Raw genomic sequence first — 16179 nt, 5'->3', positions numbered from 1 at the left:
ATGAGGACTTACATTAAAATTTTTTCATGTTGGCGCGAAACGCCTGTGCGGCTTCACGCGGCATACTGCGGACATCGCAGGTACGAGCGTAGTGTAAACGGCGCGGTTCGCGCAGGCTCGACACGCGCTCACTTCTGGAAAAAGGCATGTCGAATGTATTGGTCGTCGAGGACGACGAGCAAACCCTCGCGGAGATCGTTGAAGCGCTCACCGATCACGGCTGCAAGGTGCAGGCCGCGAGCACGGGCCGCGACGGTTTGATGCTCGCGGTCGCCAACAGTTATGACGCCATCGTGCTCGATCGCATGTTGCCGGGTGGCCTCGAAGGGCTCGGCATGCTGGCGGCGTTGCGCAGCGCCGGCGTGGTCACGCCGGTATTGATTCTGAGCGCCCTGTCCGCGGTCGACGAACGCGTGCGCGGCTTGCGCGCCGGCGGCGACGACTATCTGACCAAGCCGTTCGAATTCATCGAGCTGACCGCACGGCTCGACGCGCTGATGCGCCGGCGCGAAGCGGCACCCGGTGTGCAGGAATATCAGGTCGGCCCATTGCGTCTCGACCCGCTCAAGCGCGAAGTGAGCTGCGCCGGCCGTCCGGTGTCGCTCTTGCCGCGCGAATACCGGCTGCTCGAATACCTGATGCAGCATGAGGGCCAGGTGGTGAGCCGCACCATGCTGTTCGAGGCTGTGTGGGATTACCGGCTCGACGAGCGGACCAATGTGATCGACGTGCATATCAGCCGCCTGAGAAAGAAGCTCGACCCGGACGGGACGGCTCCGATGATCGATACCGTGCGCGGTTCGGGGTACATGCTCCATGCGCCTGACTGACCTGCATCGCACCACCGGCTTTCGCCTCGCCACGCTGTTCCTGATGCTGTTCGGCGTGATCGCGATACTGTTGTTCGGTTACCTGTACCGCGAAATCACCGGCTTCGAACAGGAACGCATCGACGACTGGCTGATGCGCGAGCACGCACAGTTGACACGCGAAGAGCCGGATGAACTGGTCGCGCGATTCGAACATCAAAACCAGTTCGATCCGCGCCACCAGCGCCCGTTCGGTCTGTTCGACGCTGCAGGAAAACATCTTGCCGGCGGCTACGCGGGCGATCAACCGGCTATCCCTGTGTTCGACCAGCCGTTTTCCATGCGGCTCGCGAAGCTGCCCGGCCACCCGCCCGGCCGATGCATTGCCGCGCGCGTACCGGATAGCCGCATCGCATTGCAATGCCAGAACACCCGCGAACTCGACCACTTCGACGAAGAACTGCTGCACGCGCTGCTTTCCACCGCCATGATCACACTCGTGATCGGCCTGGTCGGAGCGGGTCTGATCGGCATTTCGGCCATGCGGCGGCTCGACGCGGTGACTGCCTCGATCGAAGAAATCGTCGCCGGCAATCTCAGCAGGCGTTTGCCGATGCATTCGAAACGGGACGACGTGGATCGGTTGGTAGGCGTCGTGAACGGCATGCTCGACGAAATCGAACGGCTCATGAACGAAGTCAAGGGTGTGTGCGATGCGATCGCGCACGATCTGCGCACACCGCTCACCCGGATGCTCGGCGGACTCGAACGTGCGCAGCGGCGCGCCAAAACCGAAGCGGAGTATCGCGCGGCAATCGATGAAACCATCATCGAGACCAGCGGGCTGCTGCGCACCTTCAACGCGCTGCTGCGCATTTCGGAAATCGAAAGCGGCGTGCGCCATGCGGGTTTCGCAACGGTCGATCTGGCTGCCGTCGCCGACGACGTCTTCGAATTCTACGATCCAACTGCCGAAGACAAGCAAATCGCCTTCGAATTGCAGCGAACGGTATCGGGGCCGCTTGAGATCCAGGGCGATCCGAACCTGCTATTCGAGGCACTGGCGAATCTGGTGGAAAACGCCATCAAGTTCGCACCGCACGGCGGCCATGTGCGAATCAAGGTGTTCCGCGACAAGACCGGCGCGGGCATCACCGTTTCGGACGACGGGCCAGGCATCGCACCCGCCGAACAGCAAGCGGTGCTACGGCGCTTTTATCGCGGTGAAGCGAGCCGTCACACGCCCGGCAGCGGGCTCGGCCTGAGCCTTGTGCTGGCGGTAGCGGGCATGCACGGCATGTCGATCCGTTTCAAGGACACGACGCCCGGATGTGAAATCCTGTTGTACAAACCGACCGAGTAGTGTCGCGTGCACAGTGCGTGCGCCCGGCGTCAAGACTCACTGATCCGGAAGCCGTCTGCTTCGATCAGAACGATTCATGCAGTGTTAGCGGTAAGGGACTGCAATGTAATTGCCAAGCGGCCAGTAAGTGGCCGGTAAGTGTTCCGGTCGCACCATCCCATCGACTGTCCTTCGCCACGGCCGCAGCGCTGCATGGCTAGTACCTCTTTTCTGTCATTTTTGTACCGGGAGTCCCCCGATGAAAAGGCGCGATCTGAATACTCTGGCGCTCGCCACCACGGTGCTTCTTTCATCGGGATGCGCAACGGGGCCCGGGCGCACCGCCGGCGACCCGCTTGAACCGATGAACCGGACCATCTACTCGTTCAACGACAAGGTCGACAAATACGCGGTCAAACCAGTAGCAACCGCCTATCAGAAGGTAACGCCGACGCCCGTACAGACGGCAGTCCGGAATTTCTTTTCCAATCTCAGCGATATCGGCAACTTTGCCAATGACCTGCTGCAACTGAAAGCGACAGACGCGAGCGAGGATGTAGTGCGCTTTGCGTTCAACTCCACCTTGGGGATTGGCGGCCTGATCGACTGGGCGACGCCTGCGGGCTTGCCCAAGCACCATCAGGATTTCGGCCTGACGCTTGCGCACTATGGCGTACCGATTGGCCCATATCTGGTGATGCCGTTGTTCGGCCCGAGCAGCGTGCGGGATGTCAGCGACGTCGCGGCAGGCGTTCTGCTCAACCCGTTCGCGGCCGCACCAGTTGCCGTTCAGGTGTCGGTGACCGGCACTCGTATTGTCAGCAAACGCGCCGATCTTCTAAGCGCCTCGGACCTGCTTTCACAGGCCGCGATCGATCCCTATTCGTTCACTCGCGACCTCTACCTGCAGAGGCGCCACATGCTCTCGACGAGATCCGCCGACTCCGACAAGTTGCCGGACTACCCAGATCCCTCACGTCAATAGCGGCATGGCCGAAGCATGACAGTCTGCGCAGCTCACCGTTAAGTGTCTGGTAAGCCATGCGCGTCCAGTATGAAGGCCGAGTTCATCCGACTGTGGGAGCGTGTCCATGAAAGCCAGTACTGCGACCGCACTGCGCGCCAACCTCGTGCTCTTTTCGGTTTCGACAGTTATCGCGATCGTCCCGTGCGTCAGTCTCGCATCGCTGCTCGGCCTGCTCGACGACGGCACGCCTACATTGCCTTACCAGGGCAGCATTTTTCTGCTCGGCGCCGTGATCATGCTGGCGCTGCGCTGGCGTGCGCGGCAAGCGTTCGACGCAGCGAGGCTCGCGCATAAGGTTCAACTGATCGGGAAGCACGATCTCGTAGCATCGATTGCCGATGACTGCCCGTTTGCGTGGCTGGTCCAGTTGCACCTCGAACTGCGTGGTCATCAATGTATCCACTGACAACAGGTGTAAGCATGAAAAGTCTCGGTTATCGGCTGCTGCTCGGTTTGCTGCGGCTACTGTCGGTTCTGCCGTACGCGCTAGTTGCACGAGCCGGCAACGCGCTTGGCGCCGAATGGTGGCCGAGTTGTTCGCCCCGGGTGCCGCATTTGCGGACACGGTTATCAGCTACATGCGTCCCTTCTCGGTCAACGTCCTGACGAGGTCATCCGCAGTGGGCACAATCTTGCCGAAGTAAAGCCCGAAGTTAGACAGCGCAGCATCATGCATGACCGGATCGCAATCGGCGCAAGCGTCTGAAACCAGCGCGCAGCCGAAACCCCGGTCTGCAGCATCCCGTGCTGTCGTCTCGACGCAGCAACTCGTCACCACCCCAGTGAATACCAGATTTTTGATCCCCATACGATCCAGGACATTCTGCATTTCACTACCGTTAAACGCACCTTGCGTGGTCTTGCGAATCACAGTCTCTCCATCCAGAGGGGCGACCTCCTCGCGGAACGCATAGTCCGGATTTTCCGTCCACCATAAGTCCTCGATGCCACTGGCCCTTTCCAGCATGCGCGACCATTCGCGAAACCGTATCGGGCAATCACGCATATCTCGATACGCCGACCCAATTGCAAGGTGAATGACCGGTCTTCCCATTCGACGAAAGGCATCGAGCAACGTGCGAATTGCAGGAATGGTCGTGCGCTCGAGCCTTTCGAGGTAGTAATGCATCGAACCGGGTTCTATCGCTTCGCATGCCTTGACCCAGCCACGGTCGGCTGCGGCGTCGCTGTACTGAACGTCGACCACGACTAGCGCCGTAGCGGTGCAATCCGTGAAGTCGATGTCTGGAATCGTCGATGCCAGGCTTTCAAACGCTACCTGCGCAGGAATTGGCTCATTCATGTCGGGGTCCTCGATTCAGGTTGAACGTATCGCCCCCTCACGACGGCGGTACGCGTTTACGTCGTCCATGCCGGACACTTGATCGTGGCTGCCATTGTGCATATATCAGTTAACGCGGGCATGCGTTAAAGCGACGGCCAGATACGTTGCAGCGACACCTGCATCGGTCGGCCTTGGTGATCGATGCAACCAACTGAATTCCGCATGTTCGCCCCTGCGAGATATGCCGGAACAAAAACCCTCGAAGCATTGCTGCATCGAGGGCTCAAGGAATTCCCAGGAATAGATCGGACCCGTCGCCTGCAATCCGTTTCCGGCGCCTCAGCCGCCGGAATCATCTGACCCGGGGACCTCCCGGCGGCGACGTGGCGGGCAATCAAACGAAACCAGCCCGTCCCCGCCTTCTTCCCGGGCTGGGACCGCCGGTACATCCGACCTGGCTCAGTGCGCGACCGCGTGAAGCTCGGCGATGTAACCGCCCGGGAACTGCACGAGCGCGGCGTCGCGGCCACCCGAGGTGAACGGCTGCACGAGTACGGTCGCGCCGGCCGCCTGCGCTTTCTTCAGCGTGTTGGCGAGATCCTTCACCTCGTAGCCGGTCAACTCGTACCCGAACGGGTAAGGCAGATGGCCGTCTGTCACGAGGACGGTGATCTTGCCGAAGCCTGATTCGATCCGGACCCGACGATACGTGTCGGCCGGCCGGCCAATCTCGATGCCCGGTGCGTTGCGGTCATCGGACACGACCTTGCCGTGCGAGAACACGACGAAATCGTGGATGAGCGCTTTCGCGCGCTCCGGCGACACATACACGCGATTTTCCGGCACCGTCTCCAGCGGATCGTAGTACGGCGCCTGCTTGTGCCAGTACAGCTGCATGTGCACACCACCCGGCCACGAGATCAGCGCATCACGCCCGATCGGATCCGGGAACGTGTCCACATATACATCCGCGCCATGCGCCATCGCCGACTTCACCGCCGCATCCATGTCGGTCACGAGATAGCCGGTGCGCTCACTGCCGAACGGGTACGGAACCGGCGTCTTGAAGCCAAATACTGACAACGTGCCGACCGGCGTGAACACGAGCTGCGACATCGTCCGGCTCGACGTCGGCGTCACCTGGAAGACGCCCCGCTGCGACTTATGGCCGCCAAACGTCGCGACGAAGCTGTCGGTAAACCTGTCGAAGTCCTCGGGCGCGACGTAGACGTGTGTCGTGTCGTACTGCGGCCCTACGGCCAACGACGGCGTCGCCGTGGGCCTGGCTAGCACCGGGGGGCTGGCTAGTGCCAGCGACGAGGCCACGGCGAGCGTGCCCGCGACCAGCGCGGTTACAGCGAGGGAACGGAATTTACGCATGATGTTGAAAGTTCCTCTGTTATGCATGATGGTGAAAGTTCCTCTTTGGGTTCAGCTATGTCTTGCCACGGGACCGGTGTGCGCCGCTGGCCAGATACGTCACGGCAATAAAGGCGGCAATCAGCCCGAGGTGCTCAAAAAACCCGTTCAATGCGATGAAACGTGCATTGCCAGAGAGACTCCAGAAATTGTTGGCGACCAGCATGGCAACGGCGGTCAGTGCGGACAGTCCGCCTGCGCCCAGCCAGACAAGCCGGTTGAAAACCACGCAGAAGGAGCCGCCCAGTTCGACGACAATCGCCAGCGTCGCCCACAGCGCCCCTGGATGCAGGCTGAAATGCTCCTGCTCCAGAATGGCGTCATGGAAATGCGCGAGCTTGTCGATACCCCCGATCAGATACGCAGACACGAGGGCGAGCCGCGCCAGCGGCAGCACCCACCACCGTGCCAGCAACGCGGCCACCCACGACGGATTTCCCTGTAGCGCGCCTGTCCTCACGTCAGACCGCCCAGCAGGAGCAGCCGAGCGCGCCCCAGAAGCCATGCAGGTCCGAGGTCGGCGCATTGGCCGTCCACGCGCGGGCATGCGCGTGACCGTGCACACCGCATGCCGTCGCACAACCACACGACGCCGCTGCGACCTGCTGCAGCGCCGCTTCGCCGTTGCCGCTCGCGTTCTTCCACCCGGCGAAACCACCAAAGCGACGCACCGGTGACCAGTCCGGCATCGCGGGCGGCGGTGCGCTGTCGTCGAACGACGCGAATTCGCCTGTGCCGTATACCACCTTGCCACCCACCACGGTCAGCAGCGACGTGGTATCGGCAATCTCGCCCTCAGCGCACGCAAAGAAGTCGCGGTCCGGGACGATCAGGTCTGCAAACTGACCTGCCTCGATCCGGCCTTTCTTGCCCTCCTCGTTCGAGAACCAGGTCACATTTTCGGTCCACATGCGCAGGGCTGTTTCGCGATCAAGGCAGTTCCGCTGCGGATACATCCGCAGACCACCCACCGTCTTGCCCGTCACCAGCCACGACAGCGATACCCAAGGGTCGTACGACGCGACCCGTGTTGCGTCCGTACCGGACGAAGTCCGGATTCCCTTCTCCAGCATCTTCGCAACCGGCGGCGTGGCCTCGGCGGCCTTCGCACCGTAGCGCTCTACAAAGTACTCTCCCTGGTACGCCATCCGGTGCTGCACCGCGACGCCACCACCCAGCGCAGCGACTCGGTCCATCGATTTCTCGGAAATCGTCTCGGCGTGATCGAAGAACCAGTTGATGCCGGCAAGCGGCACGTCCCTGTTGACCTTCTCGAACACGTCGAGCGCGCGGCTTATCGTTTCGTCATAGGTCGCATGCATACGCCACGGCCAACGGTTCTCCGCCAGTACGCGCACGACTTCTTCCAGCTCTCCCTCCATCTGCGGGGGCATATCCGGACGTGCGACACGGAAGTCCTCGAAGTCCGCCGCCGAGAACACCAGATTCTCGCCTGCGCCGTTGTGGCGGAAGTAATCGTTACCCTGCTTGTACTTCGACGTCTTCGTCCAGTTCAGGAAGTCTTCCTTCTCCGCCTTCGGCTTCTGCGTGAACAGGTTGTATGCGAGACGGATCGTCAGTTGGCCCTCGTCGGACAGTTTCTGGATCACCTCGTAATCGTCCGGATAGTTCTGGGAGCCGCCGCCCGCGTCGATCGCACCGGTCACGCCCAACCGGTTAAGTTCGCGCATGAAGTGGCGTGTCGAATTCACCCGATAGTCGAACGGCAGCTTCGGACCCTTTGCCAGCGTCGCGTACAGGATCGATGCATTCGGCTGCGCGAGCAGCAGGCCGGTCGGATTGCCGGCGCTGTCTCGCACGATCTGTCCTCCCGGGGGCTCCGGTGTGTCCTTCGTGTAGCCCGCCACGCGCAGAGCCGCCGCATTCAGTAGCGCGCGATCGTACAAATGCAGAATGAACACGGGTGTATCGGGCGCAACCGCATTCAGCTCTTCGATCGTGGGCAAGCGTTTCTCGTCGAATTGATGCTCGGTGAATCCACCCACCACGCGCACCCATTGCGGCGCCGGAGTGACGGCAACCTGCTCGCGCAGCATGTCCATCGCGGTGGCAAGGGAGCGCACGCCATCCCAACGCAGCTCCATGTTGAAGTTCAGTCCGCCGCGAATGATGTGAATGTGGTTGTCGATCAGTCCGGGCAGTACTCTGCGCCCCGTCAGGTCGATCACCCGGGTTGATGACCCTGCGAGCGGCAGAACCTCGACGTCGCTGCCCACCGCAGCAAACTTGCCATCCTTCATCGCAACAGCCGTTGCCGTGGGGTTCGAACGATCCAGCGTCGTCACCCGGCCGTTGTAGAGGATCAGGTCCGGTTGAGTAATGGTAATGCTCATGAGTGTTCCTCCTCGTTGCCATCAAGCCCCCGGTCTGCCTGCAACACGGCATGACCCGACCGGGTGCTGGAAAGACGATCGGTTCCGCTCGCCTGATGCGATAGCGCCGGTGGCGTCGAATAACCCAACAACTGCCTCGCGGAAGGAATCGCCTGCTCGCCGATCAGCATGCCCAGCAGACCCAGCAGTGCGATAAGCGGAGGTGCTGGCGAACGTACATTGATCAGGCTATAGATAATGCCGACCAGGATGCCGGCGCCCAGCGATAACAGATAGAGTTTCATTGGTCCTGCCCTGACGTCGAAATATCGAATTGAAGCGCGCCAGTCGCTCGATTTAATTACGCAAAGGAGCGAGATCGACTGGCTGCATCACCAATTGAAGATCACGTCAACCTACGATTATTCACAGAAAAAATCGGACAACTGATTTAATTGCGCGACGTTAATAATGCGATACATATCGTTATGCTAACTATAAAACAATCACCGTGTTGCTGATCGCTGTCACCGGCAAACCCGCACTTCGATTATCGCCACCGGCTCCACCCCGGCGATAAACGACCAGGGCCGAGCGGGTATGACAAATCTTGTTCAGTGTCCCTCGGAACCGCCGAACATTGTCTTCGCATAGATCAGACCCAGTCCGTAACCGCCGCCATGCGCAACCGAGGTTTTAACTGTTTCATTGTAGGTTTCGGTCCGAGCCCAATCGCGTTGCAACTCGAGCAAATACTGCAGCGACGTCATCGGGCGTGCGCCCTGTTGGACGAGACGATCTAGCGCACGTTGATGCGCTTCGTCCGAAACATCGCCGCACGCATCAGTGATCACGTACACTTCAAACCCCTGATCAAGCGCTGAAAGCGCCGGCCCGACGATACAGACGCTGGTCCAGAGACCCGCCATCACGATGCGTGATTTTCCGATTTCATTTACGCGAGCTGTGATGCGCGGGTCCTCCCACATATTCATGTTAGTCCGATCGATCGCCGTCTGACCAGGAAATGTCGAGCTGATTTCTTCGAAAATCGGACCGGAGAAGAGCTTTTCTGCGACAGTAGTCAGAATCGTCGACACGCTAAACTCGCGGGCCGCTTTCGCGACCAATGCGACATTGTTGCGCAGAAGAACCGCATCGATCGACTTCGTCGCGAATGCCATCTGCGACTGATGGTCGATCATTATCAGTGTGTGATCGTTAGGGGACAAAAGAGTCTTTCCGGGCTTCGCTTGTGCTTGGGTCATCTTCAATACTCCAGTCGATTGGGAATGCGCGAAATACTTCGATTGCGCGGTTTGTTGCAATCTCTCGCATGCGTTCTCGTGATGTCACATCCATTTCAGAATTCTCACGATACGCACGAACAGACGGTACACGAACGCAAGCCGGCGGATGATCTCGACGGCGGTCCACCTATTCATCAAGCCGCTCGTGCGTTGAGGAGAAGTTTGGATGACATCACCGGTATTAGCCAATTCGAAATACTTGCAAGGCCGATTACTAGCGCTAATCGATCCGACACGTGAAGCGAACCGCGTACTTATCGCGAGGTGCGCCCGGCTGGAGGTTCAAAGCACGCAAGCGACACGCTTCTTCGGTAATCACTTCAACGAAATCGAAAATCAGCGAATCGCGCTCTTTCAAACGCGAGAACCATTTGAACCGACATCGGCTCCATGTCATTGATGAGCCTATAGTTGATTGTCTGCGGCAATGACGTGAACGGGTTGATCGCACCGGTCACTACTCCAGGTCTCTGTTCGATCAGCGTAGTTCCGGCTTGCGCCTGCAAGTTTTCGTAGACGAAATTTGCCCTGAGGCCGGTGCTTTAGAAATGCGCTACGGTCGATTGGTAGAGAGGAGCATTTGCCCGCGCGCCGAGGTGATCAGACGCTCAGCACAAGGTCGACAAGTTTGAGGCAGTCGACGTTCGCGAGTCGGTGGTGGCTGCGCATCAGCAGCGCACAGTTCGATTCGAGCAGAGGCTCCGTTAGAATCTCCGCATCGTTGAGCACGCTGCCTGCTGGCAAAGATAACCCCAATCGATGCAGTTTTTTTAGCGCGGCGATTTGCTGCGCCGTGTTCATCTCGCGGCGCTCAACCGTGATGGCTAGATATAGCGCCCGAAACCGAATCAACACGAGCGGGATGAACGGCAGATCGGCATCTCCAATGTGGCCAACCGAGATCTTGAAACTCTGATAGCCCGCCGCTTCCCGAATAATCCGTAGCACCTGCTCTACCTGCCGGATGATGGCATCGACGCTGTCGCGTAGTGCTCGCTTGGCAGAGTCAACGTTACTTCACGCCGATCACGGTTGAGCAGGCGCACCTAAATGCTGCCTATCGACTGGAGGCGCGAGGCGCAGTAGCGCGGGTTTGCGCGCAACGCGCTTCTTCAGCCGCCAGATCGAGAAAGTCAAGTATCAGTGAATTGCGTTCGTTTGTGCGCGACAGCATCTGGACCGTTACGGGCTCGAGGCCGTTGATCTGCCGGTAGCGCAAAGTTTTTGGAAGCGACGAGAATAGGTATGTGGTGCCGATCATTGCGCCGAGCCCTTGTTCGATGAGCGTGACGCCAACTTGTACCTGCGTCGTTTCATAGATGAAGTTTGGTGTGAAGCCAGCTTGCTGGAACTGAGCAACCATCGAGTCATAAAGCGGCGCATTGACCGCACGTGCCGAGCCGATCAATCGCTCCTGCGCAAGATCGCAAAGGTTCAGACAGTCGACGTTTGCCAGCCGGTGATCGCTGCGCATCAACAAGACCCAGTCTGCTTCGAACAGCGGCTGAACCAGTACGTCGTCGTTGTCTGGTGCAGTGTCGACCAATACGCCGAAGCCGATGTCGATATGTTTCTTGGTCAGCGCGGTGATCTGCTGCGCCGTGTTCATCTCGTGGCGCTCTATCGTTATGTCCGGATATAGTGTCTGCAGACGAATGAGCGCAGGCGGAATAAACGGCAGATTCGCGTACTCGACCAGACCGATCGAGAGCCTGGATTCTCGACTGCCTGCGGCATCTTGCGCTTCACGCAACGCGCGCTCAACCTGAGCGAAGATGGCGTCGGCGCTGTTCCGCAGAGCCTCGCCCGAAGCGGTCAGCGTCACGCCGCGCCGGTCGCGGTTCAGTAATTGCGCGCCCACCAGTTCTTCCAGTTTCGCAATCTGCTGGCTAAGCGCAGATTGCGTTATCGACGCGAGGTCGGCCGCCCGGCCGAAATGGAGTTCCCGCGCAAGAATCGAGAAGTAGCGCAGTTGACGCAATTCAATCGCTTTCATGTGGCTCTCGTGTCGAATGTCCGTTGCCAGTCCGGCAGATCGCTGCCGTCCACTGCTTGCGAGTATTGGCCAGGTGCGCCACGCCGACCCCGGCTACCGAACGTAGAATACGAACGAGGCGCGCCTCTCGCACTGTCGGCCTCGGCGACAGTCAAAGCTGCCGTTCGCCCCGACTAGTCCCCCATCGTCAGCTCAGTAACGGATTGTGTTGAAAAAGTCTGCCGACGTACGGATTGTTCGGTATCCTGGAAGACATCGATCGACGGGAGTGATTCGTCATGATGGGCGGCGAACAGCACAAACTTTTCTACTCTTCAACATGCGGATCATGAGCTCCGGATCAATCGCGGTGCGAGGCCGCGGTAGGGATCGATCTCGGGCCTGAGCAAGTGCGCCACAACGGTACCCGACAACGCACTCGCCTTCCCATATTTCCGCAAATCGAGAGGTGCCGCTCGTAGCGGTCAGCTCTTCGCCTGCATTGTTTTCACAAGGGCGGCTGCGGAGGCGCCTTCGAGCGACAACCCATAGCCAACTTCCTGCACGATGCGTTGCTTCAAGGGCCAAATAAAGTGTACGCGCGTGTTGCGGCGTGCCACTTCCGGCGCTTTCAAATACTGCCTCGCCAATTCCTGTGCGCGGCCAAGCGCCTGGCCGTCTGGCACGACCTCAGCAACCACCCCCCACTCGCGTGCGACCGCCGCCGTAATCGGCTGCGCGTTGAGCAGGAAAGCTTCTGCCCGTCCCGCTCCCGCGCGATAGCTCCAGGTGGTAAAGATACCGTCGCCAGGCACGACACCCGCAGCATAGTGGCCCATGTCGTGAAAGGATGCGTCTTCTGTTGCCACGATGACGTTGGCCAGCAGAACATACTCCGAGTGGATATGGGCACGCCCCTCGATGGCCGCGATGACTGGCACGCGTATATTGGCGATGTTTTCCAGGACCTGAACGCCTTCGTCATGGATCTGGCTCCAAACGTCGGGATCGGAGACGTCCTTGAAAGATGCCCAGTCAACCCCGGTCATGAAGTCCCCGCCTGCACCCGTGAGGATGACGATCTTGTTCGCCCGGTCCTGCGAAATCCGGTAGAACGCATCAACAACCTCCGTGTGGGCCTCTGCCGTGAAAGTGAGCGGGCCGCCATTGCTATGGAATTGCACGACCAGCACGCCGTCCTCATCCCGCATCAACTTCAGGTTGCGGTAGGCAGTGAAATAGTTTTCCAGATTCGTTTGCATGATGTTCTCCTATGTCCGAACTGACTGAATTAGCCCTGCCAGTCTGCAGCGGGCCGACTTCACTAGATACTGTGGAAGGGCTTCTCACCAAGCCCCCTGGAGTAACGCGAGAGTTCGCCGCCTCGCTTTCGAAACACACACAATTGACCGGACGCCTGACCGGCAAGTACCTTGCCGAACCTTGCATGAGTCCCATCCGCGAGCTGGGAAAGGACCGGCGAGCGACAACCACTCCCGCCTGCTGCTCTGCGTCAGATGAAGAACCCAGCCAACGCGCGAGCCACTGCGACAGCGTCATTTTCCATGGGGATGTGGCCCGCCTTGGGAATCCGGACAAGCTGCGTGTTCGGGATCTCTTTGGCGAAGCGCTCCGCGTGCTCGACGAGCTGGAAGCTGTCGTCTTCGCCCCAGACGAGCAGCTTTGGCGTCTGCGACGCGCGAAGGCGCGGCAACAGCTCCATCGTGTAACGATTGTCCGCCGCACCGGCCAAGGCGATCCACGACCGTGCGACGCGCGGGTCCGTCCAAGGTTCGAGATACTCGGCCACTTCGCTTTCCGTTGTTGGCCTGGCCAGTGCCGTGAGGACTGACTTGCGACGGGCAGCAAGGATATCCTCCGTCGTCGTCGCAGCGGCCACCGCCGGATCGCGGAACCGGGCAACGCCGGGCACTGGCCACGAATCGAACATCACTGCATTGACGAGCGCCAGCTTGCTGACCTCTATCGTTCCATCGACCAGCACCTCCTGCGCAATGCCCCCGCCAATGTCGTGCCCGGCGACGCCTACCGGTCCCGCGATACCGAGCGCATCCAGGAAGCGCGGCAGCCAACCCGCCAAAGCGGGAATCGAGGCATCCGCAATGGTCAGCTCGCCACCCGAGCGGCCGGAACCAGGGAAATCTACCGCGATGGGGCGTAATCCGGCAGCGGCCAGATCGTCGAGTACCGGCTGCCATACGCGGCTCCAATAGGTGCCGTGCAGCAACAACAAGACGGATCCTGCCGGGTCACCGGCGCTCAGGTAGCTGACCGGTACGCCATTCACGTCAACAGTTTTTCGTTCCATGGTGAAAATCCTCCGTTGCAGCCCGTTGTGCCGGGCGATCGAGGTGCGCGGCCTCCGCCGCGCATGGGGCACATCTTCGTTCGTGCTTTCGCGGCATCCGAAGCCCGCAGATAACGAATACGCTTAGCGAATGAACTGCTTTACGTAGTCGGCGCCGAGGCCGATCTCTTCGTAATGCCTGCGAGCCGCTTCGATTTTCGTGAACACATCTTCGTATCCCACTGCTGTGCCTTGGGGATCGACGTAGGTGTACCCGTCCGTAACATGGAACCACGTGATCATCTCAGTTACGTCCTCGGGCACGTACAGGGTGTGCGTCTCGCCTGCCGGCTCGTGTGCGTAGCCACCCTGCTCCGCAACCCAGTCGTGCTCGAGGTAATACCATCTGCCTCGCAGAACGATCGCGTGGACAGGCCCGGTATGACGGTGACGCGAGAGCACGCCGGACTGGCGCACTCTAAGTAGATTGACGTAGTAGCCCTGGCTGGCGCTGAGAAGCAGCGGCTTGAACGAAACAGTCGGCGTCATCGGCACCCAAAGGTTATCGTCCTCCAGCCATTTATCGAGTATGCCCAAGTGCACGATGTCGGGTGACATGTCAGGCGGTTGAGGCAGCTGATAAGGGATAGCACGCTCATCAGGCTTTCTTGCAGTTGTGTTGGTCATGTTACGAGACCTCCAGAAGATATCGACGCATCGAGCGCACGGGTCAGGCGGCGGACTTTACCGGCTTCGTCCACTCGTTGCCCTTCATGAACGGGTCGTACTGCGTATGTACGATGTGGTTCGTATAGTTGCTCATGACCTTCGTGGCAACGCCGAGTATCACTTCAAGCACATTCTGGCGCGTGAAGCCGGCGGCGAGAAATGCCTCGACATCCGCATCAGAAGCAAAGCCGCGTTCGCGTACGACAATCGTCGTGAAGCGATGCAGGGCTTCAAGCTTCGGATCAGGCAGCGGCTCTCCATCGCGCAGCGCGGCGATGACAGCGGGATCCATCTTGATCATCCGGGCAAGTGCCGAATGGCCGGCCATACAGTAATGGCAATTGTTTTCGAAGTTCGAGGTCAGATAGACGACCTGCTGCTCATGCGAGGTAAGCGTACTCCTGGCAAAGAGGTCCCAGAGGGCGGAGTAGCCGGCAAGGAGCTCAGGCGATTCGGCCATGTGAGACTGGAGATTCGGCACAAAGCCAAAGGTCTTTTTCGCGTCTTCCAGGGCGGGTTTCGAAGCGGCCGGTGCGGTCTCAATGGTGTATGACGGGAACGTGCTCATGATCTTCTCCAAACGGGAAATTCGTGGTGAGCAGATGATGCGCGCGGCGTCACGCTGGTAGAAGACCCTCGATACGCATAACATCCATTCCAGGCAGGCATACGACGTCTAACGCCCCCGCCACGCCTGATGTCAGACTGCGCCAGGATGCGGTAGCACATTGAGAAAGGTTGGCTCCAAGCCAGCGCTCCGGAGAAAAATGGGTGGTCTCACCGTCCGGGAACAGAATGGCAGATATCGTCAGCAGTATGCGGATATTCGTCCGCGTGGTCGAAACCGGTTCCTTCACCGCCGTCGCGAAAGAAAACAACGTGACGGCTGCGCAGGTTTCGCGCGCAGTCACGGCGCTGGAGCAGCAGTTGCAGACCGTCGTGCTGCATCGCACGACGCGACACCTCTCTGTCACCGAACCCGGTGGACGCTTCTACGAGCGCGCCAAGGCGATTCTCGCAGCCGTCGACTCGGCAACCGACGAGGCTCGCAGCGCAGATTTCGCGGCGGCCGAGACGCGTGGCCGCGTGGTCGGCACGATCATGAGCGGGCTGGTGCTCGGCATTCTGCTCTCGCGTCCGATCTCGAGCTTCATCGCCGCGCAGTTCGGGTGGCGCGCGGTATTCGGCTTCGGCGCAGTCGTGATGACGCTCGTCACGGTGCTGCTGGCACTGACGCTACCGGGCCTCGGCGTGTTCGGGCTCGTCGGCACCGGCGTGCTGCTCGACTTTGCGGTGCAGATGAACCTGGTCCTGGGACAGCGCGAAATTTACCTGCTCGATCCGAAGAGCCGCAACCGTCTGAACTCGATCTACATGACGAGCGTCTTCGTCGGCGGCGCCGCCGCCGGCTCCGCAATCGCGAGCACGCTGTACAGGCACGGCGGCTGGACTTGGGTCGGGGTCGTCGGCATGCTGTTCCCGCTGCTCGCACTCAGCCGATTTCTGTTTGCCGGAAAGCCCGCGCAATGAATAACGACCTCGTTCGAGCGCTACGCAAGGTGCGAGGCCGCGCGTCTGCCCGGTAGCGGTCCTCGTAGCGGGCTGCGCCGCAACGATGCAGGCTTTGCCCGAGGCGCCGCGT

At 60.0% G+C, this 16179-nt stretch carries 17 protein-coding genes; 5 read left to right on the top strand and 12 right to left on the bottom strand.

Annotated elements, in window-relative coordinates:
* Positions 1–146 precede the first annotated feature (146 nt).
* The 4 genes from FSO04_RS22570 to FSO04_RS22555 all read left to right on the top strand — a co-directional run bounded on the left by FSO04_RS22570 (position 147) and on the right by FSO04_RS22555 (position 3584).
* Positions 147–830: a response regulator transcription factor gene (locus FSO04_RS22570; RefSeq protein ID WP_093633662.1), complete on the top strand. Its 684-nt coding sequence runs from the start codon at positions 147–149 to the stop codon at positions 828–830.
* Entirely contained in the window at positions 817–2172 is a 1356-nt protein-coding gene (locus FSO04_RS22565; RefSeq protein WP_154562642.1) for a sensor histidine kinase, read from the top strand. The genes FSO04_RS22570 and FSO04_RS22565 overlap by 14 nt, the downstream gene beginning before the upstream one ends.
* 238 nt (positions 2173–2410) lie before the next feature.
* Entirely contained in the window at positions 2411–3136 is a 726-nt protein-coding gene (locus FSO04_RS22560; RefSeq protein WP_154562640.1) for an MlaA family lipoprotein, read from the top strand.
* A 106-nt stretch (positions 3137–3242) separates the two neighbouring features.
* Positions 3243–3584, top strand: a complete 342-nt coding sequence (locus FSO04_RS22555; protein WP_154562638.1) for a hypothetical protein — start codon at positions 3243–3245, stop codon at positions 3582–3584.
* A gap of 168 nt (positions 3585–3752) precedes the next feature.
* Here FSO04_RS22555 and FSO04_RS22550 read toward each other — a convergent pair whose 3' ends face one another.
* The 12 genes from FSO04_RS22550 to FSO04_RS22495 form a co-directional block, all read right to left on the bottom strand.
* The gene (locus tag FSO04_RS22550; protein WP_154562636.1) at positions 3753–4481 is read right to left on the bottom strand and encodes a cysteine hydrolase family protein; all 729 of its coding nucleotides are present in this window, start codon (positions 4479–4481) and stop codon (positions 3753–3755) included.
* Positions 4482–4922: 441 nt separating this feature from the next.
* Positions 4923–5843, bottom strand: coding sequence for a glyoxalase (locus FSO04_RS22545; RefSeq protein ID WP_154562634.1), 921 nt, complete (start codon positions 5841–5843; stop codon positions 4923–4925).
* Positions 5844–5898: 55 nt separating this feature from the next.
* Positions 5899–6306 (bottom strand): DoxX family protein, encoded by a 408-nt coding sequence (locus FSO04_RS22540; protein ID WP_414693452.1) that lies wholly within the window; start codon positions 6304–6306, stop codon positions 5899–5901.
* A 37-nt stretch (positions 6307–6343) separates the two neighbouring features.
* On the bottom strand, positions 6344–8236 hold the full coding sequence (locus FSO04_RS22535) for an amidohydrolase (protein ID WP_154562630.1): 1893 nt from the start codon (positions 8234–8236) through the stop codon (positions 6344–6346).
* On the bottom strand, positions 8233–8520 hold the full coding sequence (locus FSO04_RS22530; protein ID WP_154562628.1) for a DUF1427 family protein: 288 nt from the start codon (positions 8518–8520) through the stop codon (positions 8233–8235). Before FSO04_RS22530 ends, FSO04_RS22535 begins: the two co-directional genes overlap by 4 nt.
* Positions 8521–8829: 309 nt before the next feature.
* Positions 8830–9483, bottom strand: a complete 654-nt coding sequence (locus FSO04_RS22525) for a hydrolase (RefSeq protein WP_154562626.1) — start codon at positions 9481–9483, stop codon at positions 8830–8832.
* Between the two features lie 642 nt (positions 9484–10125).
* The gene (locus tag FSO04_RS22520) at positions 10126–10473 is read right to left on the bottom strand and encodes a type 2 periplasmic-binding domain-containing protein (RefSeq protein ID WP_154562624.1); all 348 of its coding nucleotides are present in this window, start codon (positions 10471–10473) and stop codon (positions 10126–10128) included.
* 109 nt (positions 10474–10582) lie between these two features.
* A complete protein-coding gene (locus FSO04_RS22515) occupies positions 10583–11521 on the bottom strand; it encodes a LysR family transcriptional regulator (RefSeq protein ID WP_154562622.1) in 939 nt (312 codons plus the stop codon).
* Between the two features lie 464 nt (positions 11522–11985).
* Positions 11986–12762 carry an enoyl-CoA hydratase/isomerase family protein gene (locus FSO04_RS22510; protein ID WP_154562620.1) on the bottom strand — a complete coding sequence of 259 codons (777 nt, stop codon included), beginning with the start codon at positions 12760–12762 and terminating at the stop codon, positions 11986–11988.
* A gap of 251 nt (positions 12763–13013) precedes the next feature.
* Positions 13014–13829 (bottom strand): alpha/beta fold hydrolase, encoded by an 816-nt coding sequence (locus FSO04_RS22505; RefSeq protein ID WP_154562618.1) that lies wholly within the window; start codon positions 13827–13829, stop codon positions 13014–13016.
* A gap of 123 nt (positions 13830–13952) precedes the next feature.
* Positions 13953–14495 (bottom strand): 2,4'-dihydroxyacetophenone dioxygenase family protein, encoded by a 543-nt coding sequence (locus FSO04_RS22500; protein WP_154562616.1) that lies wholly within the window; start codon positions 14493–14495, stop codon positions 13953–13955.
* Positions 14496–14538: 43 nt separating this feature from the next.
* A complete protein-coding gene (locus tag FSO04_RS22495) occupies positions 14539–15105 on the bottom strand; it encodes a carboxymuconolactone decarboxylase family protein (RefSeq protein WP_154562614.1) in 567 nt (188 codons plus the stop codon).
* 227 nt (positions 15106–15332) lie between these two features.
* Here FSO04_RS22495 and FSO04_RS22490 point away from each other — a divergent pair, with 227 nt between their 5' ends.
* The gene (locus tag FSO04_RS22490; RefSeq protein ID WP_154562612.1) at positions 15333–16067 is read left to right on the top strand and encodes a LysR family transcriptional regulator; all 735 of its coding nucleotides are present in this window, start codon (positions 15333–15335) and stop codon (positions 16065–16067) included.
* The last annotated feature ends 112 nt before the right edge of the window (positions 16068–16179 follow it).

Source organism: Paraburkholderia madseniana, assembly GCF_009690905.1.
Classification (GTDB): Bacteria; Pseudomonadota; Gammaproteobacteria; order Burkholderiales; family Burkholderiaceae; genus Paraburkholderia; species Paraburkholderia madseniana.
Note: the sequence above shows the minus strand (reverse complement) of the source record. Positions and strands in the feature narration are given on the sequence as shown.

Bases quoted from the DNA above. Each gene is read 5' to 3' on its own strand.
- FSO04_RS22495 (WP_154562614.1), bottom strand. From the start codon at position 15,105: ATGAGCACGTTCCCGTCATACACCATTGAGACCGCACCGGCCGCTTCG.
- FSO04_RS22510 (WP_154562620.1), bottom strand. From the start codon at position 12,762: ATGCAAACGAATCTGGAAAACTATTTCACTGCCTACCGCAACCTGAAG.
- FSO04_RS22530 (WP_154562628.1), bottom strand. From the start codon at position 8,520: ATGAAACTCTATCTGTTATCGCTGGGCGCCGGCATCCTGGTCGGCATT.
- FSO04_RS22550 (WP_154562636.1), bottom strand. From the start codon at position 4,481: ATGAATGAGCCAATTCCTGCGCAGGTAGCGTTTGAAAGCCTGGCATCG.
- FSO04_RS22525 (WP_154562626.1), bottom strand. From the start codon at position 9,483: ATGACCCAAGCACAAGCGAAGCCCGGAAAGACTCTTTTGTCCCCTAAC.
- FSO04_RS22560 (WP_154562640.1), top strand. From the start codon at position 2,411: ATGAAAAGGCGCGATCTGAATACTCTGGCGCTCGCCACCACGGTGCTT.
- FSO04_RS22570 (WP_093633662.1), top strand. From the start codon at position 147: ATGTCGAATGTATTGGTCGTCGAGGACGACGAGCAAACCCTCGCGGAG.
- FSO04_RS22555 (WP_154562638.1), top strand. From the start codon at position 3,243: ATGAAAGCCAGTACTGCGACCGCACTGCGCGCCAACCTCGTGCTCTTT.
- FSO04_RS22565 (WP_154562642.1), top strand. From the start codon at position 817: ATGCGCCTGACTGACCTGCATCGCACCACCGGCTTTCGCCTCGCCACG.
- FSO04_RS22505 (WP_154562618.1), bottom strand. From the start codon at position 13,829: ATGGAACGAAAAACTGTTGACGTGAATGGCGTACCGGTCAGCTACCTG.
- FSO04_RS22490 (WP_154562612.1), top strand. From the start codon at position 15,333: ATGGCAGATATCGTCAGCAGTATGCGGATATTCGTCCGCGTGGTCGAA.
- FSO04_RS22515 (WP_154562622.1), bottom strand. From the start codon at position 11,521: ATGAAAGCGATTGAATTGCGTCAACTGCGCTACTTCTCGATTCTTGCG.
- FSO04_RS22500 (WP_154562616.1), bottom strand. From the start codon at position 14,495: ATGACCAACACAACTGCAAGAAAGCCTGATGAGCGTGCTATCCCTTAT.
- FSO04_RS22545 (WP_154562634.1), bottom strand. From the start codon at position 5,843: ATGCGTAAATTCCGTTCCCTCGCTGTAACCGCGCTGGTCGCGGGCACG.
- FSO04_RS22535 (WP_154562630.1), bottom strand. From the start codon at position 8,236: ATGAGCATTACCATTACTCAACCGGACCTGATCCTCTACAACGGCCGG.